Annotated in this window: 21 protein-coding genes; 2 read left to right on the top strand and 19 right to left on the bottom strand. The window is 72.2% G+C overall.

The features are described from left to right. Window positions 1-50: 50 nt before the first annotated feature. The 7 genes from LY40_RS25270 to uvrC form a co-directional block, all read right to left on the bottom strand. Window positions 51-1,664: a hypothetical protein gene (locus LY40_RS25270; protein ID WP_258938377.1), complete on the bottom strand. Its 1,614-nt coding sequence runs from the start codon at window positions 1,662-1,664 to the stop codon at window positions 51-53. Between the two features lie 113 nt (window positions 1,665-1,777). Next, a complete protein-coding gene (locus LY40_RS25265) occupies window positions 1,778-3,586 on the bottom strand; it encodes a hypothetical protein (RefSeq protein ID WP_258938376.1) in 1,809 nt (602 codons plus the stop codon). A gap of 107 nt (window positions 3,587-3,693) precedes the next feature. Continuing rightward, a complete protein-coding gene (locus tag LY40_RS25260) occupies window positions 3,694-4,776 on the bottom strand; it encodes a glucosyl-3-phosphoglycerate synthase (protein ID WP_258938375.1) in 1,083 nt (360 codons plus the stop codon). Window positions 4,777-4,952: 176 nt separating this feature from the next. Beyond that, window positions 4,953-5,939, bottom strand: a complete 987-nt coding sequence (gene whiA / locus LY40_RS25255) for a DNA-binding protein WhiA (RefSeq protein ID WP_183786988.1) — start codon at window positions 5,937-5,939, stop codon at window positions 4,953-4,955. Further along, window positions 5,930-6,937, bottom strand: coding sequence for a gluconeogenesis factor YvcK family protein (locus tag LY40_RS25250; protein WP_183786987.1), 1,008 nt, complete (start codon window positions 6,935-6,937; stop codon window positions 5,930-5,932). The genes whiA and LY40_RS25250 overlap by 10 nt, the downstream gene beginning before the upstream one ends. Window positions 6,938-6,945: 8 nt before the next feature. Continuing rightward, window positions 6,946-7,803, bottom strand: a complete 858-nt coding sequence (gene rapZ / locus LY40_RS25245; protein ID WP_183787021.1) for an RNase adapter RapZ — start codon at window positions 7,801-7,803, stop codon at window positions 6,946-6,948. Between the two features lie 56 nt (window positions 7,804-7,859). Then, window positions 7,860-9,911, bottom strand: coding sequence for an excinuclease ABC subunit UvrC (uvrC, locus tag LY40_RS25240; protein WP_183786986.1), 2,052 nt, complete (start codon window positions 9,909-9,911; stop codon window positions 7,860-7,862). A gap of 203 nt (window positions 9,912-10,114) precedes the next feature. Between uvrC and LY40_RS25235 the strand changes: the two genes are divergently transcribed. Beyond that, on the top strand, window positions 10,115-10,792 hold the full coding sequence (locus LY40_RS25235; protein ID WP_258938374.1) for an HAD family hydrolase: 678 nt from the start codon (window positions 10,115-10,117) through the stop codon (window positions 10,790-10,792). Between the two features lie 197 nt (window positions 10,793-10,989). Further along, the gene (locus tag LY40_RS25230; protein ID WP_183786984.1) at window positions 10,990-11,775 is read left to right on the top strand and encodes an exodeoxyribonuclease III; all 786 of its coding nucleotides are present in this window, start codon (window positions 10,990-10,992) and stop codon (window positions 11,773-11,775) included. Window positions 11,776-11,818: 43 nt separating this feature from the next. Here the strand turns inward: LY40_RS25230 and LY40_RS25225 are convergent, their stop codons facing one another. The 12 genes from LY40_RS25225 to LY40_RS25170 all read right to left on the bottom strand — a co-directional run. Further along, window positions 11,819-12,286 carry a PH domain-containing protein gene (locus LY40_RS25225; protein WP_183786983.1) on the bottom strand — a complete coding sequence of 156 codons (468 nt, stop codon included), beginning with the start codon at window positions 12,284-12,286 and terminating at the stop codon, window positions 11,819-11,821. 14 nt (window positions 12,287-12,300) lie between these two features. Continuing rightward, complete coding sequence (gene ribH / locus LY40_RS25220) at window positions 12,301-12,810, bottom strand: 6,7-dimethyl-8-ribityllumazine synthase (RefSeq protein ID WP_183786982.1); 510 nt, start codon at window positions 12,808-12,810, stop codon at window positions 12,301-12,303. Next, a complete protein-coding gene (locus LY40_RS25215; protein WP_258938373.1) occupies window positions 12,807-14,168 on the bottom strand; it encodes a bifunctional 3,4-dihydroxy-2-butanone-4-phosphate synthase/GTP cyclohydrolase II in 1,362 nt (453 codons plus the stop codon). Before LY40_RS25215 ends, ribH begins: the two co-directional genes overlap by 4 nt. Before the next feature lie 2 nt (window positions 14,169-14,170). Further along, the gene (locus LY40_RS25210) at window positions 14,171-14,797 is read right to left on the bottom strand and encodes a riboflavin synthase (RefSeq protein ID WP_183786981.1); all 627 of its coding nucleotides are present in this window, start codon (window positions 14,795-14,797) and stop codon (window positions 14,171-14,173) included. A gap of 1 nt (window position 14,798) precedes the next feature. After that, window positions 14,799-15,806 (bottom strand): bifunctional diaminohydroxyphosphoribosylaminopyrimidine deaminase/5-amino-6-(5-phosphoribosylamino)uracil reductase RibD, encoded by a 1,008-nt coding sequence (ribD, locus tag LY40_RS25205; RefSeq protein ID WP_258938372.1) that lies wholly within the window; start codon window positions 15,804-15,806, stop codon window positions 14,799-14,801. A gap of 52 nt (window positions 15,807-15,858) precedes the next feature. Next, window positions 15,859-16,533, bottom strand: a complete 675-nt coding sequence (gene rpe / locus LY40_RS25200) for a ribulose-phosphate 3-epimerase (protein ID WP_183787020.1) — start codon at window positions 16,531-16,533, stop codon at window positions 15,859-15,861. Window positions 16,534-16,687: 154 nt separating this feature from the next. Then, window positions 16,688-17,251, bottom strand: a complete 564-nt coding sequence (locus LY40_RS25195) for a flavoprotein (protein ID WP_258938371.1) — start codon at window positions 17,249-17,251, stop codon at window positions 16,688-16,690. Next, a complete protein-coding gene (locus LY40_RS25190; protein ID WP_183786979.1) occupies window positions 17,248-18,813 on the bottom strand; it encodes an RsmB/NOP family class I SAM-dependent RNA methyltransferase in 1,566 nt (521 codons plus the stop codon). Before LY40_RS25190 ends, LY40_RS25195 begins: the two co-directional genes overlap by 4 nt. Further along, the gene (fmt, locus tag LY40_RS25185; protein ID WP_258938370.1) at window positions 18,810-19,745 is read right to left on the bottom strand and encodes a methionyl-tRNA formyltransferase; all 936 of its coding nucleotides are present in this window, start codon (window positions 19,743-19,745) and stop codon (window positions 18,810-18,812) included. The genes LY40_RS25190 and fmt overlap by 4 nt, the downstream gene beginning before the upstream one ends. A 61-nt stretch (window positions 19,746-19,806) precedes the next feature. Next, window positions 19,807-22,191, bottom strand: coding sequence for a primosomal protein N' (locus LY40_RS25180; protein ID WP_258938369.1), 2,385 nt, complete (start codon window positions 22,189-22,191; stop codon window positions 19,807-19,809). Window positions 22,192-22,216: 25 nt separating this feature from the next. Beyond that, window positions 22,217-23,362 (bottom strand): acyltransferase family protein, encoded by a 1,146-nt coding sequence (locus tag LY40_RS25175; protein ID WP_372497789.1) that lies wholly within the window; start codon window positions 23,360-23,362, stop codon window positions 22,217-22,219. Window positions 23,363-23,515: 153 nt separating this feature from the next. Next, window positions 23,516-24,005, bottom strand: a 490-nt coding sequence (locus LY40_RS25170; protein ID WP_258938367.1) for a methionine adenosyltransferase domain-containing protein, incomplete at its 5' end; no start/stop codon positions are given.

Raw genomic sequence — 24,005 nt, 5'->3', positions numbered from 1 at the left:
GGCGAGCAGCCGCGCCGCCGCCTCGGCGTCGGCCGACGCATGTCCCGTGCTCACAGAGCAGCCTCCTCGATGGCCCCGGTGTCGTCGATGGCCTCGGTGTCGTCGAACAGCGCGGGCTCGCGCTCCGCTCCGCCGCTGCCCGCCTGGTCCTCGCCGTCGCCCGCGGGCCCATCGGCTTCCGTGCCGGTCTCGCCGGTGCCGGGGTCCTCACCCGCGGGGTCGCCGTCGACGACCGCGGCCATCAGCAGCAGGTCGGCACCGCCGATCTCGGGGTCGTCCAGTTCGGTGCCGTCGTCGACGGCCAGCAGCACCGACCCCTGCGACTGCCGCAGCGCACCGCCGACCTCGGGACCGTACGCGTGCACGGCACGCAGGGCGACGAGCCGCGCGACGGCCGGGTCGGCACTGCGGGCCTCCTCCAGCAGGCCGGAGAGCCGCCGCGGCACCTCGGGCAGGTCGAGCAGCGCATCGGCCTGCCGCCACTGCTCGTCGGTGAACGCGTCGGTGTCCTCGGCCGGTTGCAGCTCGGGATCCGGCACCTCACCCACGACGTGCTCGCGTTCCGGAGCGGGCCGCAGCAGCAGCGACACCAGCGACGGCAGGGACGGCACGCTCGGCACCGTGGTTCCGGTCCCCGCCCGGAAGTACGCCTCGACGGGCGCGAGGGCGTCGGCCAGCGGCAGGTCCAGGGTCGGCGTGAGCAACTGCCCGAACACGTCGACGGCGGCGCGCTGAGCCGGGCCGGAGAACTGCTGCCGGTCCTGTTCGGCGCGAAACACCGCACCCGCCGCCTGCAACCGGTTCTGCAGCTGGGTGTGCCTGCGGATGCAGTCCGCCACGATGTCGACGAGCTCGGCGGCACGGCGCTTGTGATCGGGGTCCTCCGCCTCGTCCCTGGCGGCCGTGATGTTCTTCAGGATCGCCGTCTCCGCGCGGAACCGGGATTCGATGTGCGTCAGCGCGGAGTCGAGCAGCTCGGGCAACTCCCGCTCCCAGTCGACCGACCGCACGTCACGCCGGGTCGCGTCGAGCTTGGCGCGCAGGATCTCGCCGTACTGCACGGTGCGGTAGCGCGCCTGCTCCGCGGCGAGCTTCGCGTCGGCCAGCCTGCCGCGCGTGATCAGGTTCTCGAGTTTGACCTCGGCGGCGATGTGGGCCGATTCGACGTCGGTGTCCAGCGCACCGACGAGCACGTTGATCGCCTCGTCCGTCGCACGCAGGTACACCTCGCCGTCCGGCGCGGCCAGTTCGACGAGCAGTTTGAAGTCGAACGCCCGCCTGCGGTACCGCCCGTCGGCGTCGACGGCTCCGTACACGCGGCGGAACCCGCGATCGGTGGTGCCGACGTTGATCAGGTTGTCGAGCACCCACCGGGCCACCCGCGTGTGCTCGTCGGTGGTGCGATCGGGCGCCTGCGCCGCGATGAACGGCAGCAGCCGGCGGGTGACCTGGTGGTGGTCGGCGCCGGTGTCGAAGTCCATCGCGATCGTGACCTGGTCGATCGTGTGCAGCCCGATCTCGGCCATCTGGTAGACGGTCGCATCGGCCCAGTCGAGCTTGGACTTACGCGCGTCCAGGTCGTGCAACGGCGCGGTGCACGCGAGTGCCTTCAGCCGGCGCGCGAGCCCCTCGTCGGGGTCGGCGGTCGTCTCGTCAGCTCGCACGGTGTGAGGTTAAGGCAGCCGCGCCGCGCCGCTTCCGGCGGGGAACCGCGCTCCCGTCTTCTTCGGGCCCGCCGGTTGCCGGACCGGCGAGGGTCGTTTCCGCGTCGGCCGGATCAACCCCGTTCCGGGCCGGTCTCCGCGGGAACCTCGCCCCGGCCGGTCTCGTCGTCCGGGGACTCGGCTGCCGCCTCGCCGGTGGATCCGTGCGCGGGCTCGCGGTGACCGTTACCGCTCACGGCGCCGTCGCCGTGAGCGGCCCCGTTCCCGACGCCGTTGCCCTTTCCGGCGCCGTTGCCCTTTCCGACACCGTTGCCCTTTCCGACACCGTTGCCCTTTCCGACACCGTTGCCCTTTCCGACACCGTTGCCGTCACCCGCAGCCGGACCGACCCGCCCGTTGCCACCGGAGTGCCGCTGTCCGGCGCCGTCCATGGGACCGCCGTCGGGCGCGGGTACGCCGACCGGATCGGCGTCACGCCGCTTCCGGTGCCGCAGCAACGCCGTCAGGGCGAGCACGCCCGCCAACGGCAGCAGCGTGATGCCGGGCAGTTGATAGCGCCACGAGAACTCGAACGCCGCGGCGCCACCGAGCGACACCAGTGCCATGCCGGCAGGCAACAACATCGCCGAGCGCAGGCCGCTGGCCCGTGCCCTGCGGGTCACCCCGAGACCGGCAGCCAGCGCGAGCAGTAGCGCCACACCGAGCACGTTGCCCGGTGTGAAGCCGCCGAACAGCTGGTACCAGCGCAGCGCCGTGCCCAGCGTCGGCCGCGACTCGGGCTCCTCGCCGCTGTAGCGGAGCGCGTACTCCCGGCTCTTCTCCTCGTGGTTGTAGAACTGGTACGTGGACTGGAAGTGCCAGCGTTCCACCGAGACGTCACCCGGGGTGTCGACGCGCCAGCCCCGGAAGCCCTTGAGGAAGTCGGTCATGATCGCGACGGCGACGTCGAACGGCTGCTGCCGGATGACCTCCTTGCCGAAGTCCTGTTGGATCCGGACGATGTTCGTGCCCTCCGGCCACTGCGCCCGCCACTCGTCGTCCGCGCCGATGTGCGCGTACCGGTCGCTGCCCATCCGCTCGTCCAGCGGCTCGTCGGGGCACGCGGGGCGCAGCCGCTCCGCCAGCTCCAGGTTCTGGCAGTCGGCCACCACGGCGCCGCGGGCGTAGAGCACGTTGCCGGTCGACGGGCTGAGCGCGAAGTGACCCGACCAGCTCGCGTAGTAGGCGCCGTAGCCGACGACCACGAGCGCGAACGGCAGCAGGAGCGTGGCGACCCGCACGAGGATCGTGCGCCACGCCGCCCAGGTACCCCAGCGCCGCCAGACGCCGCCCGCGATGAGCAGGAACACCACGGCGGGCAACGCGAGCGGCAGCGCGACCATCCGGAAGATCACCGCGACGCCGAACAGCACACCCGCCACGGCGGTCGCCCACACCGGCGGCTGTCCGCCGCGCTTCGTGCCGAGCAGCAGCCACAGCACCGCGACCAGGATGACCTGGAACCAGACGTCCGACATGATCATCTGCTCGATCTGCACCTCGTAGGCATCGAGCAGGACCGGTGCCGCCGCCAGTGCCGCCAGCCAGTTCCGGCGCACCCCCAGCCGGCGGGCCAGTGCGTAGAGCGCGAGGCCACAGCCCAAGCCGACGACGTGCTGCAGGAACGACACGAGACCCAGCCCGCCGACCGCCAGCACGGGTTCGAGGACGAACAGGTCGTAGCCGATCGGGTGCAGTCCGGTCGGGTTATGCGTGCCGACGTTGTCCAGGTATCGGAACGAATCGCCGTACAGCAACGCGGGCGGGTACGCCAACCAGGCGGCCGCACGCAGGCCGAGACCGGCGACGAACACCACGAGGAAGAGCCAGTGATGGCGGCCGAGTTCGAGGGCACGGCGCTTCAACAGCGCGGGAGCGAGCACGTCAGGAAGCTAGCAACCCGGCCCCTGACTCCCGCGCAGGCCCCCGGGCGCGGCGCGGGATCGGACCGGTGACGTCCGGATGCCGCGCCCGTCAGCCGCCTCGCGGGTCAGGCCGTCCGGCGCAGAGCGCCGCCGCACTCCGACGTCGGCGCGGCCACGTCGCCGCCCCCGGCGTCGCCGGTGTCGCGGGTGACGGCCGCGAGCGGATCGCGCTCCTCGAGGGTCAGGTCGGTCAGCACCAGGTCCCGCTCGACACCGCTGCCCGGTCCGGTCACGCTGCGCTGGAACTGGGCCAGCAACGTCGCGGGCGGCACCGGCATCGACAGCCGGCCGTGCCGGGTCAGGCGGTCCAGCATCGTCAGGATGATCTGCGCGGACATGCGGCCCAGCGCCTGCGTGGTCTGGTGCCGGTGCGTGCGGTGTCCCAGATCGACCTGGGCGAGCGCGTCGAGGCCCCGCCACTCCACCAGGTCGATGAGGTGGCCGATCTCGACGCCGTAGTGCGTGACGAACGGGATGGCCTCCAGCACCTCGCGCCGGCCCGCGTACTCGCCCGCCAACGGCTGCACGAACCCGGACAGCTGCGGCCAGAACATGTTCAGCAGCGGCCGCGCGACGAGCTCGGTGACGCGGCCCCCGCCGTCGACCTCCCTGCGCCCCTCCCCGGCGAGCGGGCGATGATAGAAGCCCTTGACGTAGTCGACGTCCGGCCGGGTGAGCAGCGGCCCGAGCAGGCCGGTCACGTACCCCGCGGTGAAGTCGTAGAGGTCGCCGTCGACGAACACCACCAGGTCGCCGTGGCTGGCCGCGAGACCCTTCCACAGCGCATCACCCTTGCCCCGGTGGCGCGGCAGCGCGGGCAGCACGTCGTCCTGCGCGACCACGGCGGCACCCGCGTCCGCGGCGACCTCGGCGGTCGCGTCCTGCGAGTGCGAGTCGACCACGAGGATCTCGTCGACGAGGGGCTCCCGCTCGACCAGTTCGGTGCGGATCGTGCGCACGATCCCGCCGACCGTCTCGTCCTCGTCCCTGGCCGGGATCACCACGCTCACGGTGCGCCCGCGCTTGGCGGTCACGAGGTCCGCGGCCGTCCAATCGTCGGCTCGGCCGGACCGTTGTTCGAGCCACGTCCCGATCTCGGGTGAGACGGCGAGTTCGGTGCCGTCGAAGCCTGTACCGGTCGCGTGCACGTGATGCCCCCTTTCGTCGAACCCGATCGTGTTCCGCCGCGGGCGGCTTTCCGGGATGAGGTACGAACCGTTCGCCCCCGAGCGTCGGGGCGCCGCGTTTCCGGCCGTGGCTCGGCCGCGCAACCGCTACGTTACGAGATCACGGTCGCCGCGCGGCCCGGGTAACGTGCGCGTAGTCACACTTCCTCGTCGAGCATCTCCGCGGTCACAGCCGACTCCGTATCGGGGATACCCAGATCGGCCGCCTTCTTATCCGCCATGGCGAGGAGCCTGCGGATCCGGCCCGCGACGGCGTCCTTCGTCATCGGCGGGTCGGAGAGCTGACCGAGCTCTTCGAGCGAGGCCTGCCGGTTGGAGACCCGCAGCCTGCCCGCCGTGAGCAGGTGGTCCGGGGCGTCCTCGCCCAGGATCTCCATGGCCCGCTCCACCCTGGCGGCCGCAGCCACGGCGGCCCTGGCCGATCGGCGGAGATTGGCGTCGTCGAAGTTGGCGAGGCGGTTCGCGGTCGCCCGCACCTCGCGGCGCATGCGCCGCTCCTCCCACGCCAGCACGCTCGAATGCGCACCCAGGCGGGTCAGCAGCGCGCCGATGGCGTCGCCGTCCCTGACCACGACCCGGTCGGCCCCGCGCACCTCCCGCGACTTGGCCTGGATGCCCAGCCTGCGCGCCGCGCCGACGAGCGCCAGCGCAGCCTCCGGTCCGGGGCACGTGACCTCGAGCGACGACGAGCGTCCCGGTTCGGTCAGCGAACCGTGGGCCAGGAACGCCCCGCGCCACGCAGCCTCGGCATCGGCGATCCCGCCGGACACCACCGGCGCGGGCAGACCGCGCACCGGGCGGCCGCGCTGATCGATCAGGCCGGTCTGCCGCGCGAGCCCTTCACCGTCCTTGACCACGCGCACCACGTACCGGTTGCCCTTGCGCAGCCCACCCGAGGTGATCATGTGCACTTCGGCCTGATGCCCGTACAGCTCGTGGACCTCTTTACGGAGCCGCCGGGCCACCGAACCGGTGTCGAGTTCCGCCTCGACGACGACCCGGCCCGCCACGATGTGCAGCCCGCCCGCGAACCGCAGCATCGCCGCGACCTCGGACCGCCGTGGGCTCACCTTGGTCAGCTCGAGCCGGCTGAGTTCGTCCTTGACCGCAGCGGTCATCGCCATGAGAGCCCCTCCTTCGCGCTCGTCGCACCGAGCGCGTCTCGCACACAACCGGCCAGCGCATCCGGATCGTGCCGCCCCACCGCACCGGGGGCGGCGATCGACGCCAGATGTGCACGCCCGCCCAGCGCCGCGGCCGCCGAACGCAGCCGCGCCGGCGTTGGCACCGAATCGCGGTCGGCGATCACGGCGTCCACTCCGAGCCGGGGAGCGTGCTGGAAGAGTACGTCCAGGTGCTGTTCGGGTGAGAAGCCCGCCGTCTCCCCCGGCTGCGGCACCAGGTTGAGAATGACGATCTTCGTGGCGGACGTCTTCACGAGCGCGTCGTGCAGCTCGGGCACGAGCAGGTGCGGCAGCACGCTCGTGAACCACGACCCCGGGCCGAGGAACACCGCGTCCGCGGACAGCACGGCGTCGACGGCCTCCCGGCACGCCTGCGGGGGCGTCACCGCGGGCGTCACGCCTGCGCCCGCTCCCGGACTGTCGGCCGGCACCACGCTGTGCAGGGTGATGCGCTGGACCTGCCCCGGGGTGCTGGCGACGGCGACCTGCCCGCGGATGCGGCTCACCGCGCCGTCGGGTTCGAGGCCGGTGACCTCGGCCTCGATGTCGAGCGGGTCGGTCGACATCGGCAGCACGCGGCCGGAGACGCCCAGCAGCCGGGCCGCCTCGTCGAGCCCGGCCACGGGGTCGCCCAGCACCTCGAACAACCCGGCCAGCAGCAGGTTGCCGACCGCGTGGCCGGTCAGCGCGCCGCTACCGCCGAACCGGTGCTGGAACACCTCGGCCCACCGCGCGCCGCCGTCGTCCGCCGCGGCCAGTGCGGCCAGCGCCTTCCGCAGGTCTCCCGGCGGCAGCAGGCCGAGTTCGCGGCGCAGCCGTCCCGACGATCCGCCGTCGTCGGCGACCGTGACCACCGCCGTGACGTCGTCGGTGAGCCGCCGCAACGCCGTCAGCGTGGCGTGCAGACCGTGACCCCCGCCCAGGGCGACCGCGCGCATCTCCGTGTTCACTCCCGGCCCAGGTCCCGGTGCACCACCTTCACGGCCGTTCCATCCTCTTTGGACAGCCGGTTCGCGAGTTCCTCCGAGATCGCCACGCTGCGGTGCTTGCCGCCGGTGCAACCGATCGCGAGCGTCAGGTACCGCTTGCCCTCGCGCTTGTATCCGGCACCGATCAACCGCAGCAGGTCCTGATAGCGGTCGAGGAACTCCTCCGCCCCCTCCTGGCCGAGCACGTAATTGCGCACCTCGGTGTCCAGGCCGCTGTGGTCCCGCAGCTCGGGGATCCAGAACGGGTTGGGCAGGAACCGCACGTCCATTACGAGGTCGGAGTCCATCGGCAGACCGTACTTGTAGCCGAACGAGAGCACCGTCACCCGGGTCTGCGCGGACGCCTCGCTGCCGAACGCGTCCTCGATCTTGGCGCGCAGATCGTGCACCGACAGCGACGAGGTGTCCAGCAGCAGGTCCGCCTCGGCCCGCAGCGGTTCCAGCAGCGCCCGCTCGGCGCCGATGCCGTCGACGAGCCTGCCGTCCCCCTGCATCGGATGTCCCCGCCGCACCTGGTCGAACCGGCGGATCAACACCGCGTCGGTCGCCTCCAGGAACAGGACTCGCGGCTTGTACCCGCGCATGTCCAGACCCTTGATGACCGAAGCCAGGTCGTCGGTGAACGCCCGCGACCGCACGTCCATCACGACCGCGACCTTCGTGATCGCACCCCGCGACTGCGCGCCGAGCTCGACCATGGTCGAGATCAGTTCCGGCGGCAGGTTGTCCACGACGAACCAGCCCAGGTCCTCCAGGCATTTCGCCGCCGTGCTCCGGCCGGCCCCGGACAGGCCGGTGACGACCGCGACCTCCATGCCCGAGCCCCGGCCGTCCTCGTCGGCCGCGTCGGCTCTGTCGGCTGCCGCACTGTTCACTGGTCTGACTCCCCTCGCTCCATGTTCTGTCCCCCTGTGAGCGCCGTGTGCACGGCCTCGGCGGTCCGCTTCCCGAAGCCCGGCACCTGTGCGATGTCGTCGACACTGGCCTGCTTGAGCTTCTTCACCGAACCGAAGTGCTTGATCAGGGCCGACTTCCTCGCCTGCCCGAGTCCCGGCACCCCGTCCAGCTCGGAGGCCTGCACCCGTTTGCCGCGCTTCTCCCGGTGGTACCGGATGGCGAACCGGTGCGCCTCGTCGCGCACTCGCTGCAGAAGGTACAGCGCGTCCGAGGTCCTCGGCAGGATGACCGGCTCGTCGTCGGACGGCAGCCAGACCTCTTCGAGGCGTTTGGCGAGGCCGACCACGGCCACGTCGGTGATGCCGAGCTCGGCGAGGACGTCGGACGCCGCCGTCGCCTGCGGTCCGGCGCCGTCGACGACCAGCAGATTCGGCGGGTAGGCGAACTTCTTCGGCTTGCCCGTCTCCGGATCGATCCCCGGCGGGCCGTCCTGCGCGCCGTCGGTTTCCGCAGGCGCAATACCGGCGGGGGCCGGTTCCCCCGGCGTCGCGTCCGCGGTGCCGGCGTCCCCGGCGGTCTCGCCGTTGCCGCTGTCGGCCGTCTCCTTGAGATAGCGGGCGAACCGGCGCCGGACGACCTCGGCGATCGCCGCAACGTCGCCCTCGTCGGCGGCCTCGCGAAGCGCGAACCGGCGGTACTCGGTCTTGCGTGGCACGCCGTCCTCGAACACGACGAGCGATGCGACGACGTCGGTGCCCTGCGTGTGGCTGATGTCGACGCATTCGATCCGCAGCGGCGCCGTGTCGAGAGCGAGGTGCTCCTGCAGCTCCTGCAGTGCCGCGGACCGGGCGGTGAGGTCACCCGCGCGGCGGAGTTTGTGCTGGGAGAACGCCTCCTTGGCGTTGCGCTCCACCGTGTCGGCGAGCGCGCGCTTGTCGCCCCGCTGCGGCACCCGCAGGCGGACCCGCGAGCCGCGCAGTTCCGACAGCCAGTCGGTCATGGCCTCGGCGTCTGCAGGCAGCTCGGGCACCAGCACCTCGCGCGGCACGGTCGGCCCGCCGCCTCCCGGCGCCTCCCGGGCCAGGTCGAGCTGTTCGGCGTAGAACTGGCTGAGGAACTGCTCGACCAGTGCCGCGACGTCCATCTCCTCGACCTTGTCGATCACCCAGCCGCGCTGGCCGCGCACCCGGCCGCCGCGCACGTGGAAGATCTGGACGGCCGCCTCGAGCTCGTCGTGGGCGAACGCGACGACGTCGGCGTCCGTGCCGTCGCCCAGCACGACGGCCTGTTTCTCCATCGCGCGGCGCAGCGCGGCGAGATCGTCGCGCAGCCGGGCGGCGCGTTCGAACTCCAGCCCCTCCGAGGCCTCCGCCATCGCCTTCTCGAGCCTGCGCACCATCTTGTCGGTGCTGCCGGCGAGGAAGTCGCAGAAGTCGTCGACGATCGCGCGGTGCTCGTCGGCGGTGACGCGGCCGACACACGGGGCGGAGCACTTGTCGATGTAGCCGAGCAGGCAGGGCCTGCCGATCTGAGCGTGCCGGCGGAACACCCCGTTCGAGCACGTGCGGGCGGGGAACACACGGAGCAGCAGGTCGAGCGTCTCGCGGATCGCCCACGCGTGGGCGTACGGGCCGAAGTAGCGCACACCCTTCTTCCGCGGCCCGCGGTAGACGTGCAGCCGGGGGAACTCCTCGTTCAGTGTCACCGCCAGCACCGGGTAGCTCTTGTCGTCGCGGTAGCGGACGTTGAACCGCGGGTCGAACTCCTTGATCCAGTTGTATTCGAGCTGGAGCGCCTCGACCTCCGTGGAGACGACGGTCCATTCGACACTCGCCGCCGTGGTGACCATCTGCCGGGTACGCGGGTGCAGCCCCGCGAGGTCGGCGAAGTAGGAGTTCAGCCGACTGCGCAGGCTTTTCGCCTTGCCGACGTAGATGACGCGGCGCCGCTCGTCGCGGAACTTGTACACGCCCGGTTCGTCCGGAATGCTCCCAGGGGCGGGCCGGTAGGTCGACGGGTCAGCCACGGGCTCCACTCTATGGCGACCCGCCGACACCCTGGTCAGGGGCCACGGGTCACGACCCTGCGACGTCGCGGGTGCGGGGTGCGCGACGCAGAGAGCAGAGTGCGGGGTCCGCCGGGTGGCCGCGCCGTGTGGGAACCCGAGGCCGGTCCGGTTCCCGTGCGATCACCTCGCGGCGCCCGGGGCCGCAACGTAGCCTGGCCGACATGGAACGCGCTGTGCCGAGGCGGCCGTCGGTGGTGCTGTTCGACGTGTTCGAGACTCTGGTACAGCTGGAGCCGTTGCGGGAGCGGTTCGTCGAGACGGGCAGGCCGGGCCACGAGCTGGAGTTGTTCTTCGCGCGCACGCTGCGCGACGGCATGGCGTACACCCTCGCCGGCGAGGCACCGCCGTTCCGTGCCGTCGCCGCGGCGCAGCTCGCGATCACGTCCGGCCACACGCTGACCGACGATGCGATCGCCCACATCCTCGACGGCTTCGGCGACCTCCCGCTGCACCCCGAGGCGGAGACCGCGTTCACCCTGCTCGCGGAGGCGCAGGTGCCCGCCTACGGCTTCACCCACGGCAGCGCCGGCATCCTGGAGTCCATTCTCGACAGACACGGGATGAGCGGGCGACTGCGCGGCGTCCTCTCCGCCGAAGCCGTCCGCTCGTTCAAACCGCCGGCGCGCGTGTACCACTGGGCGTGCGAGCAGGCCGGCGCCACGCCCGGGGACACGGCACTGGTGGCCGCGCACTCGTGGGACACGCACGGCGCGGTGAAGGCCGGCCTGCTCGCGGGGTTCGCCTCGCGCCTCGAAGGTGATCTCACTCCGCTGGTCGAACGCCCCCACGTCGTGGCGAGCCGGGTCGACGAGGTGGTGGCGGGCCTGCTGGCGCTCTAACCGGTGGTGTCCGCGGCGGAGCCGAGGACACCACCGTGGATACCCGACGGTGGCCACTGCCCGAGCCGACCTCCCACGTCCGGGCATGTATGGGACGGTGACCGGCGTGCGACGCCGGACAGCGGCGAAGGACACGGCCACCACAGCGATGCCGTATAGGTCATTATACATCGACCTCGTTGTGCGAGGCTGCCCGCATGCGGATCGCCACCTGGAACGTCAACTCGGTCACCGCCCGTCTCCCCCGGCTGCTCGCCTGGCTCGACTCGGCCCGGCCGGACGTGCTGTGCCTGCAGGAACTCAAGTGCACCGACGACGCCTTCCCCACCGACCAGGTACGCGAACTCGGTTACGAGATCGCCTCCCACGGCACCGGCCGCTGGAACGGCGTGGCGATCCTGTCGAAGGCCGGGCTCGACGACGTCGTACGCGACCTCCCCGGCCAGCCCGCCTACGACGGCGCGGTCGAACCCCGCGCGATCGGCGCGACCTGCGGCGGCGTGCGCGTCTGGTCGGTGTACGTACCCAACGGCCGCGAACCCGGGCACGCACACTACGACTACAAGCTCGACTGGCTCGCGACGCTCAGCCACACGGTGGCCGCGGACACCGCGGCGGACCCGGCACGGCCGCTCGCCGTCCTCGGGGACTTCAACATCGCCCCCACCGACGACGACGTGTGGGACATCGCGCTGTTCGCCGAATCGACGCACGTCACCGAGCGCGAGCGCAAGGCGCTGGCCGCGCTGCGGGACGCCGGGCTGACCGACGTCGTGCCCCGGCCGCTGAAATACGACCACCCGTACACCTATTGGGACTACCGCCAGCTGGCCTTCCCCAAGAACAAGGGCATGCGGATCGACCTGGTGTACGCCGACGCCACCGTCGCGGGCGCCGTCTCGGACGCCTACGTCGACCGCGAGGAACGCAAGGGCAAGAGCCCGTCCGACCACGCGCCCGTCGTCGTCGACGTCGACCTCTGACCCCATCAGCGCGGGCGCGCCACCGGTGACGCGCCCGCGCTGATCAGTCCTCCCGGGCGCGCCGGTGCAGCCTGCGCAGCCCGCGCACGGCCGTCACGGCGCGGTCCCGGTCGACGGCCTGCACCGCGAGCAGCGGGTAGTACTCGTCGTCGGGCAGCTCGAGGCGGGCGAACGAGGCGCCGTCCGGGAAACTCACCGACAGCACCTGGTCCCATTCGAAATGCCGGGTGGTGCCGACGTTGCGCACGTCGATGCCACGGGAGTCGGCGCGCACCTTCGGGGTGCCGAACGACGCGCACGCCAGGCCCAGCAGCAGGCCCACGAACACCATCGCGATCTGGTCGCTGAGGTGGAAGATCGCCCCGCTGTCGGAGCCGCGCAGCAACACGGCCACGACCGTGAACACCGCCAGCAGCGCGATCCCGAGGGAGATACCCATCCACGCGGTCCGCCGCGGCCGGGCCACGACCACGTCGTCGCCGGTCACGCCATCGCCGGAATGTGCGGTCATCTGGTCACCCGCGTTCACACGAAGCCCCGTTCGGTCCACGGCTGGCGCAGGCCACGCAGCACGCCCGCGGTGGTCAGCGCGGCGACGGTGGCCTCCCGTCCCTTGTTCTCCACCGAGTCGGCCAGACCGGCACGGTCCAGGGCCTGTTGCTCGGTGTCACACGTCAGCACACCGTTGCCGACGGGCGTCGACTCGTCGAGCGCCACCCGCGTCAGACCTGCCGTGACGGCATCGCACACGTAATCGAAGTGCGGCGTGCCGCCGCGAATCACCACGCCAAGCGCCACGACCGCGTCGTGTCCCCTGGCCAGCGCCTGCGCCACGACGGGCAGCTCCACCGCACCCGCCACGCGCACCACCGTCGGTTCATCGGCCAGGTTCGCCTCCGACGCCGCGTGCAGCGCGTTCTCCAGCAGGCTGTCGGTGATCGTCGTGTGCCAGCGGGTGGCCACGACGGCGAGCCGCAGATTCTCGCACTCGCGCAGCCCCTCGACGTTCTCGTCCGGCCGTCCTTCGCCACTCACGGCGCTCCACCACCGTCTTCCGTTCCCGTGCCGGCGGCGCCGGTTGCGGCCTCGCCAAACTCGATCAAGCCCGCGCCGACGTCGTCCGCGTTCTCCAGTTGCGCCAGCTCGTGGCCCATGCGGTCGCGCTTGGTCTGCAGGTACCGCAGGTTCTCCGGGTTCGGCGACACCGGCAGCGCCACCCGGCCCGTCACGCGCAGGCCGTAGCCTTCCAGCCCGACCCGCTTGGTCGGATTGTTGGTCAGCAGCCGCATCGACCGCACCCCGACGTCGGTGAGGATCTGCGCGCCCGTGCCGTAGTCCCGCGCATCGGCGGGCACGCCCAGCTGAAGGTTCGCGTCGACCGTGTCGGCTCCGTCGTCCTGCAGCTGGTACGCCTGCAGTTTGTGCAGCAACCCGATACCCCGGCCCTCGTGACCGCGGATGTAGAGCACGATGCCGCGCCCCTCGGCCGCCACGGCCTCGAGAGCGGCCTGCAGCTGCGGGCCGCAGTCGCAACGCAGCGAGCCGAACACGTCGCCGGTCAGGCATTCGGAGTGCACCCGGACCAGCACGTCCTCACCGTCGCCGATGTCGCCGTAGACGAACGCGACGTGCTCGATGCCGTCGAGCAGGCTGTCGTAGCCGATCGCGCGGAACGTGCCCGCGGCGAGCGGGATCCGTGCCTCGGCGACCCGCTCGACCTGCTTCTCCATGCGCCTGCGGTAGGCGATCAGGTCCGCGATCGTGATCAGCCGCAGGTCGTGGTCGGCGGCGAACACCTCGAGCTCGTCCCGCTTGGCCATGTCGCCGTCGTTCTTCTGCGACACGATCTCGCACAGCACGCCCGCCGGAGCCAGCCCCGCCAAGCGCGCGAGGTCGACGCCGGCCTCCGTGTGACCGGGGCGGCGCAGCACGCCGCCGTCCTTGGCGCGCAGCGGAACGACGTGTCCGGGGCGCTTGAAGTCCTTCGGCCCTGTCGACGGGTCCGCCAGCAGCGAGATCGTGTGCGCCCGGTCGGTGGCGGAGATGCCCGTGCCGATGCCCTCTCCGGCGTCGACCGTGACGGTGTACGCCGTGCCGCGCACGTCCTGGTTGGTGTGGAACATCGGCGGCAGATCGAGCCGATCACAATCCTCACCGGTCAGCGACACGCACACGTAGCCGGACGTGTACCGCACCATGAACGCCAGCAGCTCCGGCGTCACCTTCTCCGCGGCGAAGATCAGATCGCCCTCGTTCTCGCGGTCCTCGTCGTCGACGACGACCACGGCCTTACCGTCGGCGATGTCCTGGATGGCCAGCTCGATCGACTCGATGTCGAATCCGGCCGGTGCACCCGCCTGCGACGCCGCTGACGTCTCTGACGTCTCTGTCATGCTCACCCGTCCTCCTTGCCACCGCCATTGTCCACCGGAAGCGACGCTGCTCCACCGGCGGTCTGCTTCTCGACGTACTTGGCGAGGACGTCCACCTCGAGGTTCACGACGTCACCCGGTTCGGTGCGGCCGAGCGTGGTCAGCGACAGCGTCGTCGGAATCAGCGCGATCGTCAGTTCCTCCGGCGAGACGCTCGCGACCGTCAGCGACACGCCGTCGATCGCGATGGAACCCTTCTCCACGATGTAGCGCCCGAGCTGCGGGGGAAACGCGAAATGCGTGAGATCATCGGCGTCACGGTGCAGGAACACCCCCGTGCCGTCGACGTGCCCCTGCATGACGTGCCCGCCGAACCGGCCGCCCGCGGCCATCGCACGCTCGAGGTTCACCGCCCGCCCCGCTTCGGCTTTGGCCAGGCTGGTGCGCTCGAGAGTCTCGGACACGACGTCGACGGTGAACTCGTCGCCGTGGACCTCGACCACGGTCAGGCACACACCGTTCACCGCGATCGAGTCCCCATGCTTCGCGTCTCCGGTCACCACCGGGCCGCGGACGCGCAGTCGTGCCGCGTCACCGCTCCCCTCGACGGCCGTGATCTCGCCGAGCTCCTCCACGATGCCCGTGAACACGTCAGGGTCCTCCTTCACCGGCGGCCGGTACGGCCGTGATCCGCACGTCGTCCCCACTCATGGTGACCCCTTCGACACGCCACCGGTGGGCTTCGGTGATGGTCGACACGCCCGCAGGGCCGAGCGCCGTCGGCCCTGCCCCGAGCAGCGCCGGCGCGACGTATCCCACGATCCGGTCGATCATGCCCGCCCCCGCGAAGGCACCCGCCAGCGTCGGCCCACCTTCGAGCAGCACGTCGACGACCCCGCGCTCGGCCAGTGCGGCCAGCACCTCCCGTGGATCGTGCGTGTGCAGCTGCAGGGTCGGAGCCGCGTCGTCCAACACGCGCGCGGTCCCGGGTATTTCCCGCGCGCCGACGACGACGCGCAGCGGCTGCCGGTCGGCGAGGTCACCGTCGGCGCCGCGGACGGTGAGCCACGCGTCGTCGACCAGAACCGTTCCGGTGCCCGCGACCACCGCGTCGGCCGCCGCGCGGATGCGGTGCACCTCGGCGCGCGACTCGGGCCCGGAGATCCACCGGCTCGTGCGGTCGGCAGCAGCCACGCGGCCGTCGAGCGTGGCGGCGTACTTCCACGTGACGTGCGGCCTGCCCGTGCGCACCGAGTGCAGCCACGCCCGCAGCGGCCCGCCCGCGACCTCGTCTGCGAGCAGTCCCCCCGCCACGTCCACGCCCGCCGCACGCAGCACCTCGGCACCGCCTGCCGCCGGCGGGTTCGGGTCGGTGACCGCGTACCGCACCGCGGCGACACCGGCGTCGCGCAGCGTCTGCGCGCACGGCGGGGTCCTGCCCTGGTGACCGCACGGTTCGAGCGTCACGTACGCGGTGCCGCCGCGCGCCCGCTCCCCCGCTTCGCGCAGGGCCATCACCTCGGCGTGCGGCCCGCCGGGAGGCTGTGTGGCTCCCCTGCCCACGACCTCGCCCCCGACGTCGACGATCACCGCTCCGACGGGCGGGTTGGGGCTCGTCGTGCCGCGTACGCCCTCGCTCAGCGCGAGCGCCGCCGCCATCGCCCCCGCCACACCTGTCCCGGCCTCGCGGTCGGCCGATCCGGCAGGCACGTCAGTGCGCCGAGCGCGCGCCGGCCGCCTGATCGCGCAGCGCCGCGACGGCCCTGCCGGGATCCTCGGCGCCGTAGACGGCGGATCCGGCCACGAAACAATCGACGCCGGCCTCGGCGGCCTGTTCGATCGTGTCGGCGTTGATGCCGCCGTCGATCTCCACGACGAGGGTGAGGTGGCCGGTGTCGACGAGGCGGCGCGCCGTGCGCACCTTCTCGAGCACGTCCGGGATGAACGACTGGCCGCCGAATCCCGGTTCGACCGACATGATCAGCAACGTGTCGTAGTGCTTGAGCGTCTCGAGATGATCCTCGAGCGGTGTGCCGGGCTTGACCGACAGGCCCGCCTTCGCGCCCGCGGCGCGCAGGTTCTTCGCGAGCATCACCGGATCGTGGGCCGCTTCGGCGTGCACCGTGACGTTGTAGGCGCCCGCCTCGGCGTAGCCGGGTGCCCACTTGTCCGGGTTCTCGATCATCAGGTGGCAGTCGAGCGGGACGTCGGTGACCTTCTGCAGCGACTCGACGACCGGGAGGCCGAGCGTGAGGTTGGGGACGAAGTGGTTGTCCATCACGTCGACGTGGACCCAGTCGGCACGGGTTTCACCGTCGCGGGCGACGGCCGCCACCTCCTCGCCGAGGCGGGCGAAGTCGGCGGACAGGATGCTCGGGGCGATCATCGGGTGAAGCGGTTGAGAGGCCACACCGCGAATCCTAGGCAGCGCCCCGCGCCGCGGCCGTCCGGGGAGGGGTTCACCTCACTCCGGAGTGAGGTGAACCGCACCGGAGCACTCATCGGGCACGGGACTCACCGGGCACCGTGCTCATCGGGACTCACCGGGCACCGTGCTCACCGGACGCCGTCGCGGGCAGCCGGTCCAGCAGCTCCGTCCACGGTGCGCCGCCGAGCTCGGCCACGGCCACCCCGGCGCCTGCCAGCGTGTCGAGGTGGCCCTGCCAGGCCGGATGGGCCGGCCTGGTGGGCTGCACCCGGTGGCCCACGACCATCGGCACCACGCCGACGGCGTCGCCGAGCACGGTCAGTGCCTGGTTGTCGGCCAGCCCGAGGGCGAGTTTCGCCACCGAGCCGGCACTCGCCGGGGCGACGACGAACGCCTCGGGATCCGGATGGGGCCGCGGCTGTTCGGGCAACCGCGCGGTCCACCGGACGTCGAGGTCGGTGCTCGCCTGCAGCCGGGCGAGTTGCCGGTCGTCGAACCACGACGCGGCCGTCGGCGTCAGCGTGATCGCCAGCCGCCAGCCCCGTTCGGCCGCGGGTTCGGCCAGTTCGGCCGCCAGCCGGGTCTCCACGCCCCCGCACGCCGACGCGACGAGACCAAGACAGCCGCGTTCGATGCCCGGTGGCTCGCTCGCCGCCGGGCCGGCTGTCGCCGTCACGTGGCGCGGGCGAGGCCGCAGAACATGGCGTCGGTGCCGTGCCGGTGCGGCCAGAGCTGCACCGCAGGGCCGTCGCCGAGGTGCGGCACGCCGGGGAAGAACTCCCGCGCGTCGAGGGGCTCGGCCCCGGCACGCCGTACGGCCGTGGTGAACGCACCGTCGGTTTCGGCCAGGTGCGGGGAACACACCACGTACGCCACGATCCCGCCGGGCCGTACGAGTCGGAACGCCGATTCGAGAAGCTCGGCCTGCAGTTTCGTCAGGTCCGCGACGTCGCTCTGCTGCCTGCGCCACCGCGATTCCGGGCGGCGCCGCAGAGCGCCGAGCCCGCTGCACGGCGCGTCGACCAGCACCCGGTCGTAGCCGCCGTCGAGACCGGGGTCGCGCCCGTCCGCCCGGTGCACGGTCACGGGCAGCCCGTCGACGGCCTGCTCGATGAGCCGCGCGCGATGGTCGGCGACCTCGACGGCGTCCACGGCCACCTCGTCCTCCGCCGTCGCCGCCAGGCAGCCGAGCAACGTCGCCTTGCCGCCCGGTCCGGCACACAGGTCGAGCCAGCGCGCGTCGGACCCGTCGACGGGCGCGCCCACTGCCGCGAGCGTGACCAGCTGGCTGCCCTCGTCCTGGACCGCCGCGAGGTGCTCCTTCAGGGGTTCCGAGGCGGCCAGGTCACCGCTGCCGGCCGGCAGGTGCACGCCGTACGGCGAGTACGGCGCGACGTCGCCACCGGTGATCGCCGCGAGTTCGTCGGAGCTGATCTCGCCCGGTCGCGCGAGCAGGTGAACCTCGGGCCGGGCGTCGTCGGCCCGCAGCGCCGCTTCGAGCTCGTCCCCCGTGTCGCCGAGCGCTTCGGCGAACGCGCGCGCGATCCACCGCGGGTGAGCGGTGCGCATCGCGAGATGGCCGATCCGGTCCGTCTCGATGTCGGGTGCCAGCTGGTCGACCCACGCCTGTTCGTCCTGATCGGACACCTTGCGCAGGACCGCGTTGACGAATCCGGCGACGTGCGAGCCTGCGACGTCGCGCACGAGCTCCACGGCCGAGTCGACCGCCGCGTGCGGCGGGATCCGGGTACGCAGCAGCTGGTACGCACCGAGCCGGAGCCCGTCGAGTACGGCTCCGTCCACGTCGGACAGCGAGCGGTCCACGCAGGACGCGATGATCTCGTCGAGGAGTCCGGCGGCGCGCGCCGTGCCGTAGGTGAGTTCGGTCGCCAGCGCGGCGTCACGCCCGGACACGCGCCGCTGCCGCAGCAGCTCCGGCAGAATCAGGTTGGCGTAGGCGTCGCGTTCGCTGACGGCACGCAGGGCGTCGAACGCCACTCGGCGCGCCGGATCGTCGACCGGCGGTTTGCGCGGACCTTCCTTGCGCGGCGCGGGCCGCCTGCCACGATCCGGCCTGCCGCCCTGCCTGCGCTGTCGATCGTCCTGCGGCCTGCCGCCCCGGCCCCCGCGGCCGCCGGGCCTGCCGCCCGCACCGCTTTGCCCGCCGCGGTCACGGCGACGGCGGTCGCCGCCGCCGTTGCCGCCCTTGCCGTTGCCACCTTTGCCGTCGTCGCTCATGTGAGGCGCTCCCCGTGCTCGATTCTCGTGCCGCGAGCCCAGTCGGTCGCCGCCATGCGTTTCTTCCCCTGTGCCTGCACCTCGCCCAGTTCGACGGGTGCGGTGGCGGTGCCCGCGAGTACGCGCTTGCGCTCCACCAGCAGCTGTCCGGGAGCCAGCTCGGGCACACCGGAGTCGGCCTCCAGCGGCCGCACCGGGCCGAGTTTGCAGCGCGCGTCGCGGAACTGCGCCCAAGCACCCGGGTCCGGCGTCACCGCGCGGATGTGCCGGTCGACGGCGAGCGCGGGCCGGTCGAACTGCACCCGCGCGTCGTCGACGGTGACCTTGGGCGCGTAGCTCACCCCGTCGGCGGGCTGCTCCACGGCGGTGACGGTGCCGTCCTCGATGCCGTCCATCGTGGACACCATGAGGTCCGCGCCCGATTCGGCGAGCTTGCCGAGCAGTGCGCCCGCGGTGTCGGTGGCGCCGATGCGCTCGGTCACGACACCGAACACGGGACCGGCGTCGAGTTCGGGAACGATCCGGAACGTCGACGCGCCCGTGTAGTCGTCGCCCGCGCCGATGGCGGCCTGCACCGGGGCGGCGCCGCGCCACGCGGGCAGCAGCGAGAAGTGCAGGTTCACCCAGCCGTGGGCGGGAATGTCGAGCGCATCCTGCTTCAACAGTGCACCGTAGGCCACCACGGGGCAGGCGTCGGGCGCGAGCGCGCCCAGCCGCGACAGGAAGTCCGGATCATCCGCGCGGGTCGGTGTGAGCACCTCGATGCCGTGCTCGTCGGCCAGCGCGCCGACGGGAGAGCGTACGAGCTTGCGGCCCCGACCGGCGGGTGCGTCCGGGCGGGTGACGACGGCGACGACGTCGTGCCGCGAGGCGAGCAGCGCGCGGAGCGTGGGGACGGCGGGTTCCGGTGTGCCGGCGAAGACGAGCCTCATCGGCCGCCCGCACGGGTCAGCGGTGCGATCATCCTCGCCAGTCTAGAGCGCCGCCCGCGCGTCAGATGAGGTCGAGGGGGTCGAGCCGGATCCGCACGGGCTCCTGCTCCTTGCGGGCTCCTCGCACGGCGTTGAGCGTGTGCACCGCCGCGGCGAGGGCGCGCCCGTCGCCGCGCGGAACCCGCACCAGCGCCCGCTCGCGTTCGGCGTTGCCGTCCTCGTCGACCTCGCCGAGCGGCACCGGGCCGAGGATCTCCGCGCTCTCGGGCGGCTCGAGTTCGTCGAGCGCCGCCGCCAGAACATCGGGCGAGGCGTCGAGGCTGGCCATGCGCACCGCGGGCGGGAAGCCGAGCTCGCGGCGTTCGGCCAGTTCCGACTCCGCGAGCCAGCCGGGATCCCACCGCACCAGCGCCTGCACCACGGGTATGCCCGCCTCGGCACCGACGACCACACGGCCACCAGCCTCCGCGGGACGCACCAGCGCGGCCGCGGCCATCCAGCGGCGCAGCGCCTCCTCCGACGCGCGCAGGTCCTGCCTGCCCAGCAACGCCCAGCCGTCGAGCAGCAGCGCTGCCCCGTAACCGCCGTCGGCGACCGGTTCGGCGCCCGGGGTCGCCACGACGATCGCCGGTGCCGCAACCACCCTGTCGAGCACCTCGCCGCCGCCGGAGGTCCGCACGGGAGCACCCGCGAACGCCCTGCCCAGCTCTTCGGCCGTCCGTTTCGACCCGATGACGACCGCACGCAGCCGCACCGACCCGCACGCCGAGCAGCGGAACGCCGCGTCGGTCACCCCGCACCACCGGCAACGGGGCGAACCCGCTTCCCCGCCGCCGGGTAACGCCAACGGCCCCGCACAGTGCCGGCATCGTGCCCGCGCGCGGCAGTGTGCGCACGCGAGTCCGGGCACGTAGCCGCGGCGGGGCACCTGCACCAGCACCGGCGCCCCCGCCTTCAAGGCGGCGCGCGCCGCTTCGAACGCCACCGCGGGCAGCCGTGCCGCGTGCGCCGCTTGGTCCCGCGCGACGTCGAAGTCCTCGCCGGTCGGGGTCACCCGCGGCGCCCGCGAACGCAGCTGCTGCCGCGGGGCCACGAGCGGCTGTGCCCACCCGGATTCGAGGAGCAGCTGGGCCTCCGCGGTCCGGGCGAACCCGCCGACCAGCAACGACGCACCGTCGGTGTGGGCTCGGACCATGAGCACGTCCCGCACCTGCGGATACGGCATGTGCGGATCGGCGTGCAGGTCGTCGCCGTCGTCCCACACCACGTACAGGGCGGGATCGGTCACGGGCGCGAACATGCTGGCACGCGTGCCGACGACGATGCGGACCGTGCCGCGTTTCACCGCCAGCCACCGGCGGTACCGCTCGGCTGGTCCGAGATCGGCCGACAGTGCGGTGACCGCAGCCGGGCCCGCCAGTTCGGCACAGGCGGCCGCCAGTCGCGTCACGTCCCGGTGGTCCGGCACGACGAGCACGGCGCCCCGGCCCGCCGCGGCCACCGTGGCGGCCAGTTCGGCGAGCCGCCTGGGCCAGTCCTCCCCCGGCAGGGCCTGCCACACCGCGTTGGCCACCCGTCCCGCAGCCAACGCGCCGACATACGACGAGCCCCACTGGTACCGCTCCCACGCCGTCGTGTCGGGTGGCGTGCTGTCCGATGGCCTCGTTCCGGGTGACGTCGCGTCCGGTCGTTCGCCGGTCACATGGCCGGGCTCGGCCGCCTCCTCCGAGCTCGCCGGGCCCGCGACCGCCGCACTCGCACTCCCGCCCTCCGGATCCGAGGTTTCCGGATCCGTGGCCTGTGGGTCCGTGGCCTGTGGGTCCGTGGCGCCCGGATCCGGGGGCTGTGGGTCCGTGGCCTGTGGCGGTGATCCGCGGCCTGCGTCACCGCCGGATCCGACGCTGCCCTCGCCCTCGACGGCAGCGTGGCGGGGCGGGATGGCCAGCCGGGCGACGTCCATGAACGTGCCGCCGTAGCGATCGGCGATCGCCCGGCAGAGCCCGGCCAGCTGAGGGGTCAGGACGACCTCGCTGGAGACGACACGTTCGAGGAAGGCCAGCCTCCCCCGGTGCTCGGTCGTCGCGGCACGTTCGACAACGAAGCCGTCGACCAGCTGGCCGGCGAATCGCACCCGCACGCGGCAGCCCGCGACCGCGCGAGCGTCGAGTTCCGCGGGAACCTGGTAGTCGAACGTCCGGTCCAGATGCGGCAGCGGCACGTCGACGGCCACACGGGCGATCGGATCGCGGTCGGCCGGCTGCTTGCGTCCCTTGGTGCTGCTCTTGCCACCGCCGCGCTTGCCGGTGGTGCGCTTGCCGGTGGTGCGCCCCGCGCCACCCGCGGTCGCGCCGGCACTTCCGGACGCGCCGGAGCCGGCCGCCCCGTCCGGTTTCGGCGCGGGCAGATCGTCCAGCTCCCACAGTGGGGTCGGTTCGGGGCCGCTCACGCCGTCTTCTCTACCAGAGCGCTGCTCACCCTCCGGTGTGCGCTGCCCCCGACCCCTTCGGGGACCGGGACGGCAGCGCATCGATGCCGCGGTTCAGCAACGTGAACGCGGGCTGTTCGACCCACCGGGTCAGTGCCCAGCCCAGCAACACGGCGACCGCCACGTACGCCGGGATCCAGCCGTACCACGGCACGCCCAGGTCAGCGAGGTGACGGGCGACCAGCGACCCCATGACGTAGTGCATCAGGTACACGCCGTAGGAGATGCCGCCCAGCCAGCGGATCGGCCTGGCGAAGTTCGTCAGCAGGGGCGTGTCCCACATGGGCTGGTAGGCGGCCACACAGATCAGCACCAGCGCCACCGCGAACGCCACGACCGAGTCGCCGGGCGGTGGGTGCTTCGTGTGCGCCACGAGCACGACCACCAGCATCAGCAACAGCTGGGTGAACGTCATGCGCTGTTTCGACCACCGGAAGATCGCGACCCCGGCGATCAGTAGGTGCGCACGAGCCAGCCCGGTGCCGTCCATGAGCATGCTGACCCACTCGGGCGCGACCTTCCCGGGACCCATGAACAGGTACCGCAGCGCGAGCGGGAACAGCAGCACACCCCACAGCACCGCCGTCGCGGCCCGCCCTCGCACGCGGCCCTTCCAGGCCAACAGCGCGATGGCGGTGAAGCCGCACACCTGGATCGGCACCGTCCAGTGAGCGCGGTCGATGTACTCGACACCGCCGAGCAGGTTCGGCAACAGCGCGAGGTTGCCGGCGAGGTCGGTGTAGGACGGCCGGTAGAAGCCCTCGGGATGCAGCGCCACGCTCGCCACGAAGATGACGATCACCGCGACGAAGAACGCGGGCAGAAGCCGGGCGAGCCGGCGCAGCCACCACCGCAGCGGCGGCTTCCTGCCGACGGTCATCGCGGCGAAGTACCCCGAGATGACGATCAGCAATGAGGCGCCGAACGGGAAGTCCATCTGCAGCGGGCCGGGCGGCATGTCGTACCCGGGCAGCGTGTGCGGGGTCAGGAAGGTGGCGTGGAACGCCAGGACCGCGACGATACCGAGGACGCGGATGGCGTCCCAGCTGATGTACCGGGTGCCGCGCGGGGGCTGCGGCGTCCCACCCGAGGCCCCGGACGCCGTGTCCTGTACTCCCTGCGTGCTCACCACAAGTTCCGTAGCGTAAGGCACCGCCTCACCCGGACGAGCGGCAGGGCCGCGGCGTGTCGGCCCGTTCACCCGCGACAGGAACTACGCACAGCGACGTGGCCGCCCGGGTCTCGCCGGACGGCCACGGTCGGCCGAGACGCGCTGCGGGCCTGGTCAGCCCACGCTGCGGAGCAGGTCGTCGGTGCGGTTGGTGTTCTCCCACGGCAGGTTCGCATCCGGACGGCCGAAGTGACCATAGGCCGCCGTCTGCGCGTAGATCGGCCGCAGCAGATCCAGATCACGGATGATCGCCGCCGGACGCAGGTCGAACACCTCGTTGATCGCCGCCTGGATCTTCTCCGGCGCCACCTTCTCCGTACCGAACGTCTCCACGAACAGCCCCACCGGAGCCGCCTTACCGATCGCATACGCGACCTGCACCTCAGCCCGATCCGCCAAACCAGCAGCCACCACGTTCTTGGCCACCCACCGCGTCGCATACGCCGCCGACCGGTCCACCTTCGACGGGTCCTTACCCGAGAACGCGCCACCACCATGACGGGCCATCCCGCCATAGGTGTCAACAATGATCTTCCGACCCGTCAGACCCGCATCACCCATCGGACCACCAACCACGAACCGGCCCGTCGGATTGATCAGAATA

It is taken from the genome of Prauserella salsuginis (assembly GCF_024648885.1).
Taxonomy (GTDB): domain Bacteria; phylum Actinomycetota; class Actinomycetes; order Mycobacteriales; family Pseudonocardiaceae; genus Prauserella; species Prauserella salsuginis.
Note: the sequence above shows the minus strand (reverse complement) of the source record. Positions and strands in the feature narration are given on the sequence as shown.

Excerpts from the sequence above, each read along its gene's own strand:
- fmt (WP_258938370.1), bottom strand. The coding sequence starts at position 19,745 with ATGAGGCTCGTCTTCGCCGGCACACCGGAACCCGCCGTCCCCACGCTC.
- LY40_RS25215 (WP_258938373.1), bottom strand. The coding sequence starts at position 14,168 with ATGACAGAGACGTCAGAGACGTCAGCGGCGTCGCAGGCGGGTGCACCG.
- LY40_RS25250 (WP_183786987.1), bottom strand. The coding sequence starts at position 6,937 with ATGCGCGCGGTCGCCCTGGGCGGGGGTCACGGTCTGCACGCCACGCTG.
- rpe (WP_183787020.1), bottom strand. The coding sequence starts at position 16,533 with ATGATCGCCCCGAGCATCCTGTCCGCCGACTTCGCCCGCCTCGGCGAG.
- LY40_RS25235 (WP_258938374.1), top strand. The coding sequence starts at position 10,115 with ATGGAACGCGCTGTGCCGAGGCGGCCGTCGGTGGTGCTGTTCGACGTG.
- ribD (WP_258938372.1), bottom strand. The coding sequence starts at position 15,806 with ATGGCGGCGGCGCTCGCGCTGAGCGAGGGCGTACGCGGCACGACGAGC.
- rapZ (WP_183787021.1), bottom strand. The coding sequence starts at position 7,803 with ATGGAGGTCGCGGTCGTCACCGGCCTGTCCGGGGCCGGCCGGAGCACG.
- LY40_RS25190 (WP_183786979.1), bottom strand. The coding sequence starts at position 18,813 with ATGAGCGACGACGGCAAAGGTGGCAACGGCAAGGGCGGCAACGGCGGC.
- LY40_RS25230 (WP_183786984.1), top strand. The coding sequence starts at position 10,990 with ATGCGGATCGCCACCTGGAACGTCAACTCGGTCACCGCCCGTCTCCCC.
- LY40_RS25225 (WP_183786983.1), bottom strand. The coding sequence starts at position 12,286 with ATGACCGCACATTCCGGCGATGGCGTGACCGGCGACGACGTGGTCGTG.
- whiA (WP_183786988.1), bottom strand. The coding sequence starts at position 5,939 with ATGGCGATGACCGCTGCGGTCAAGGACGAACTCAGCCGGCTCGAGCTG.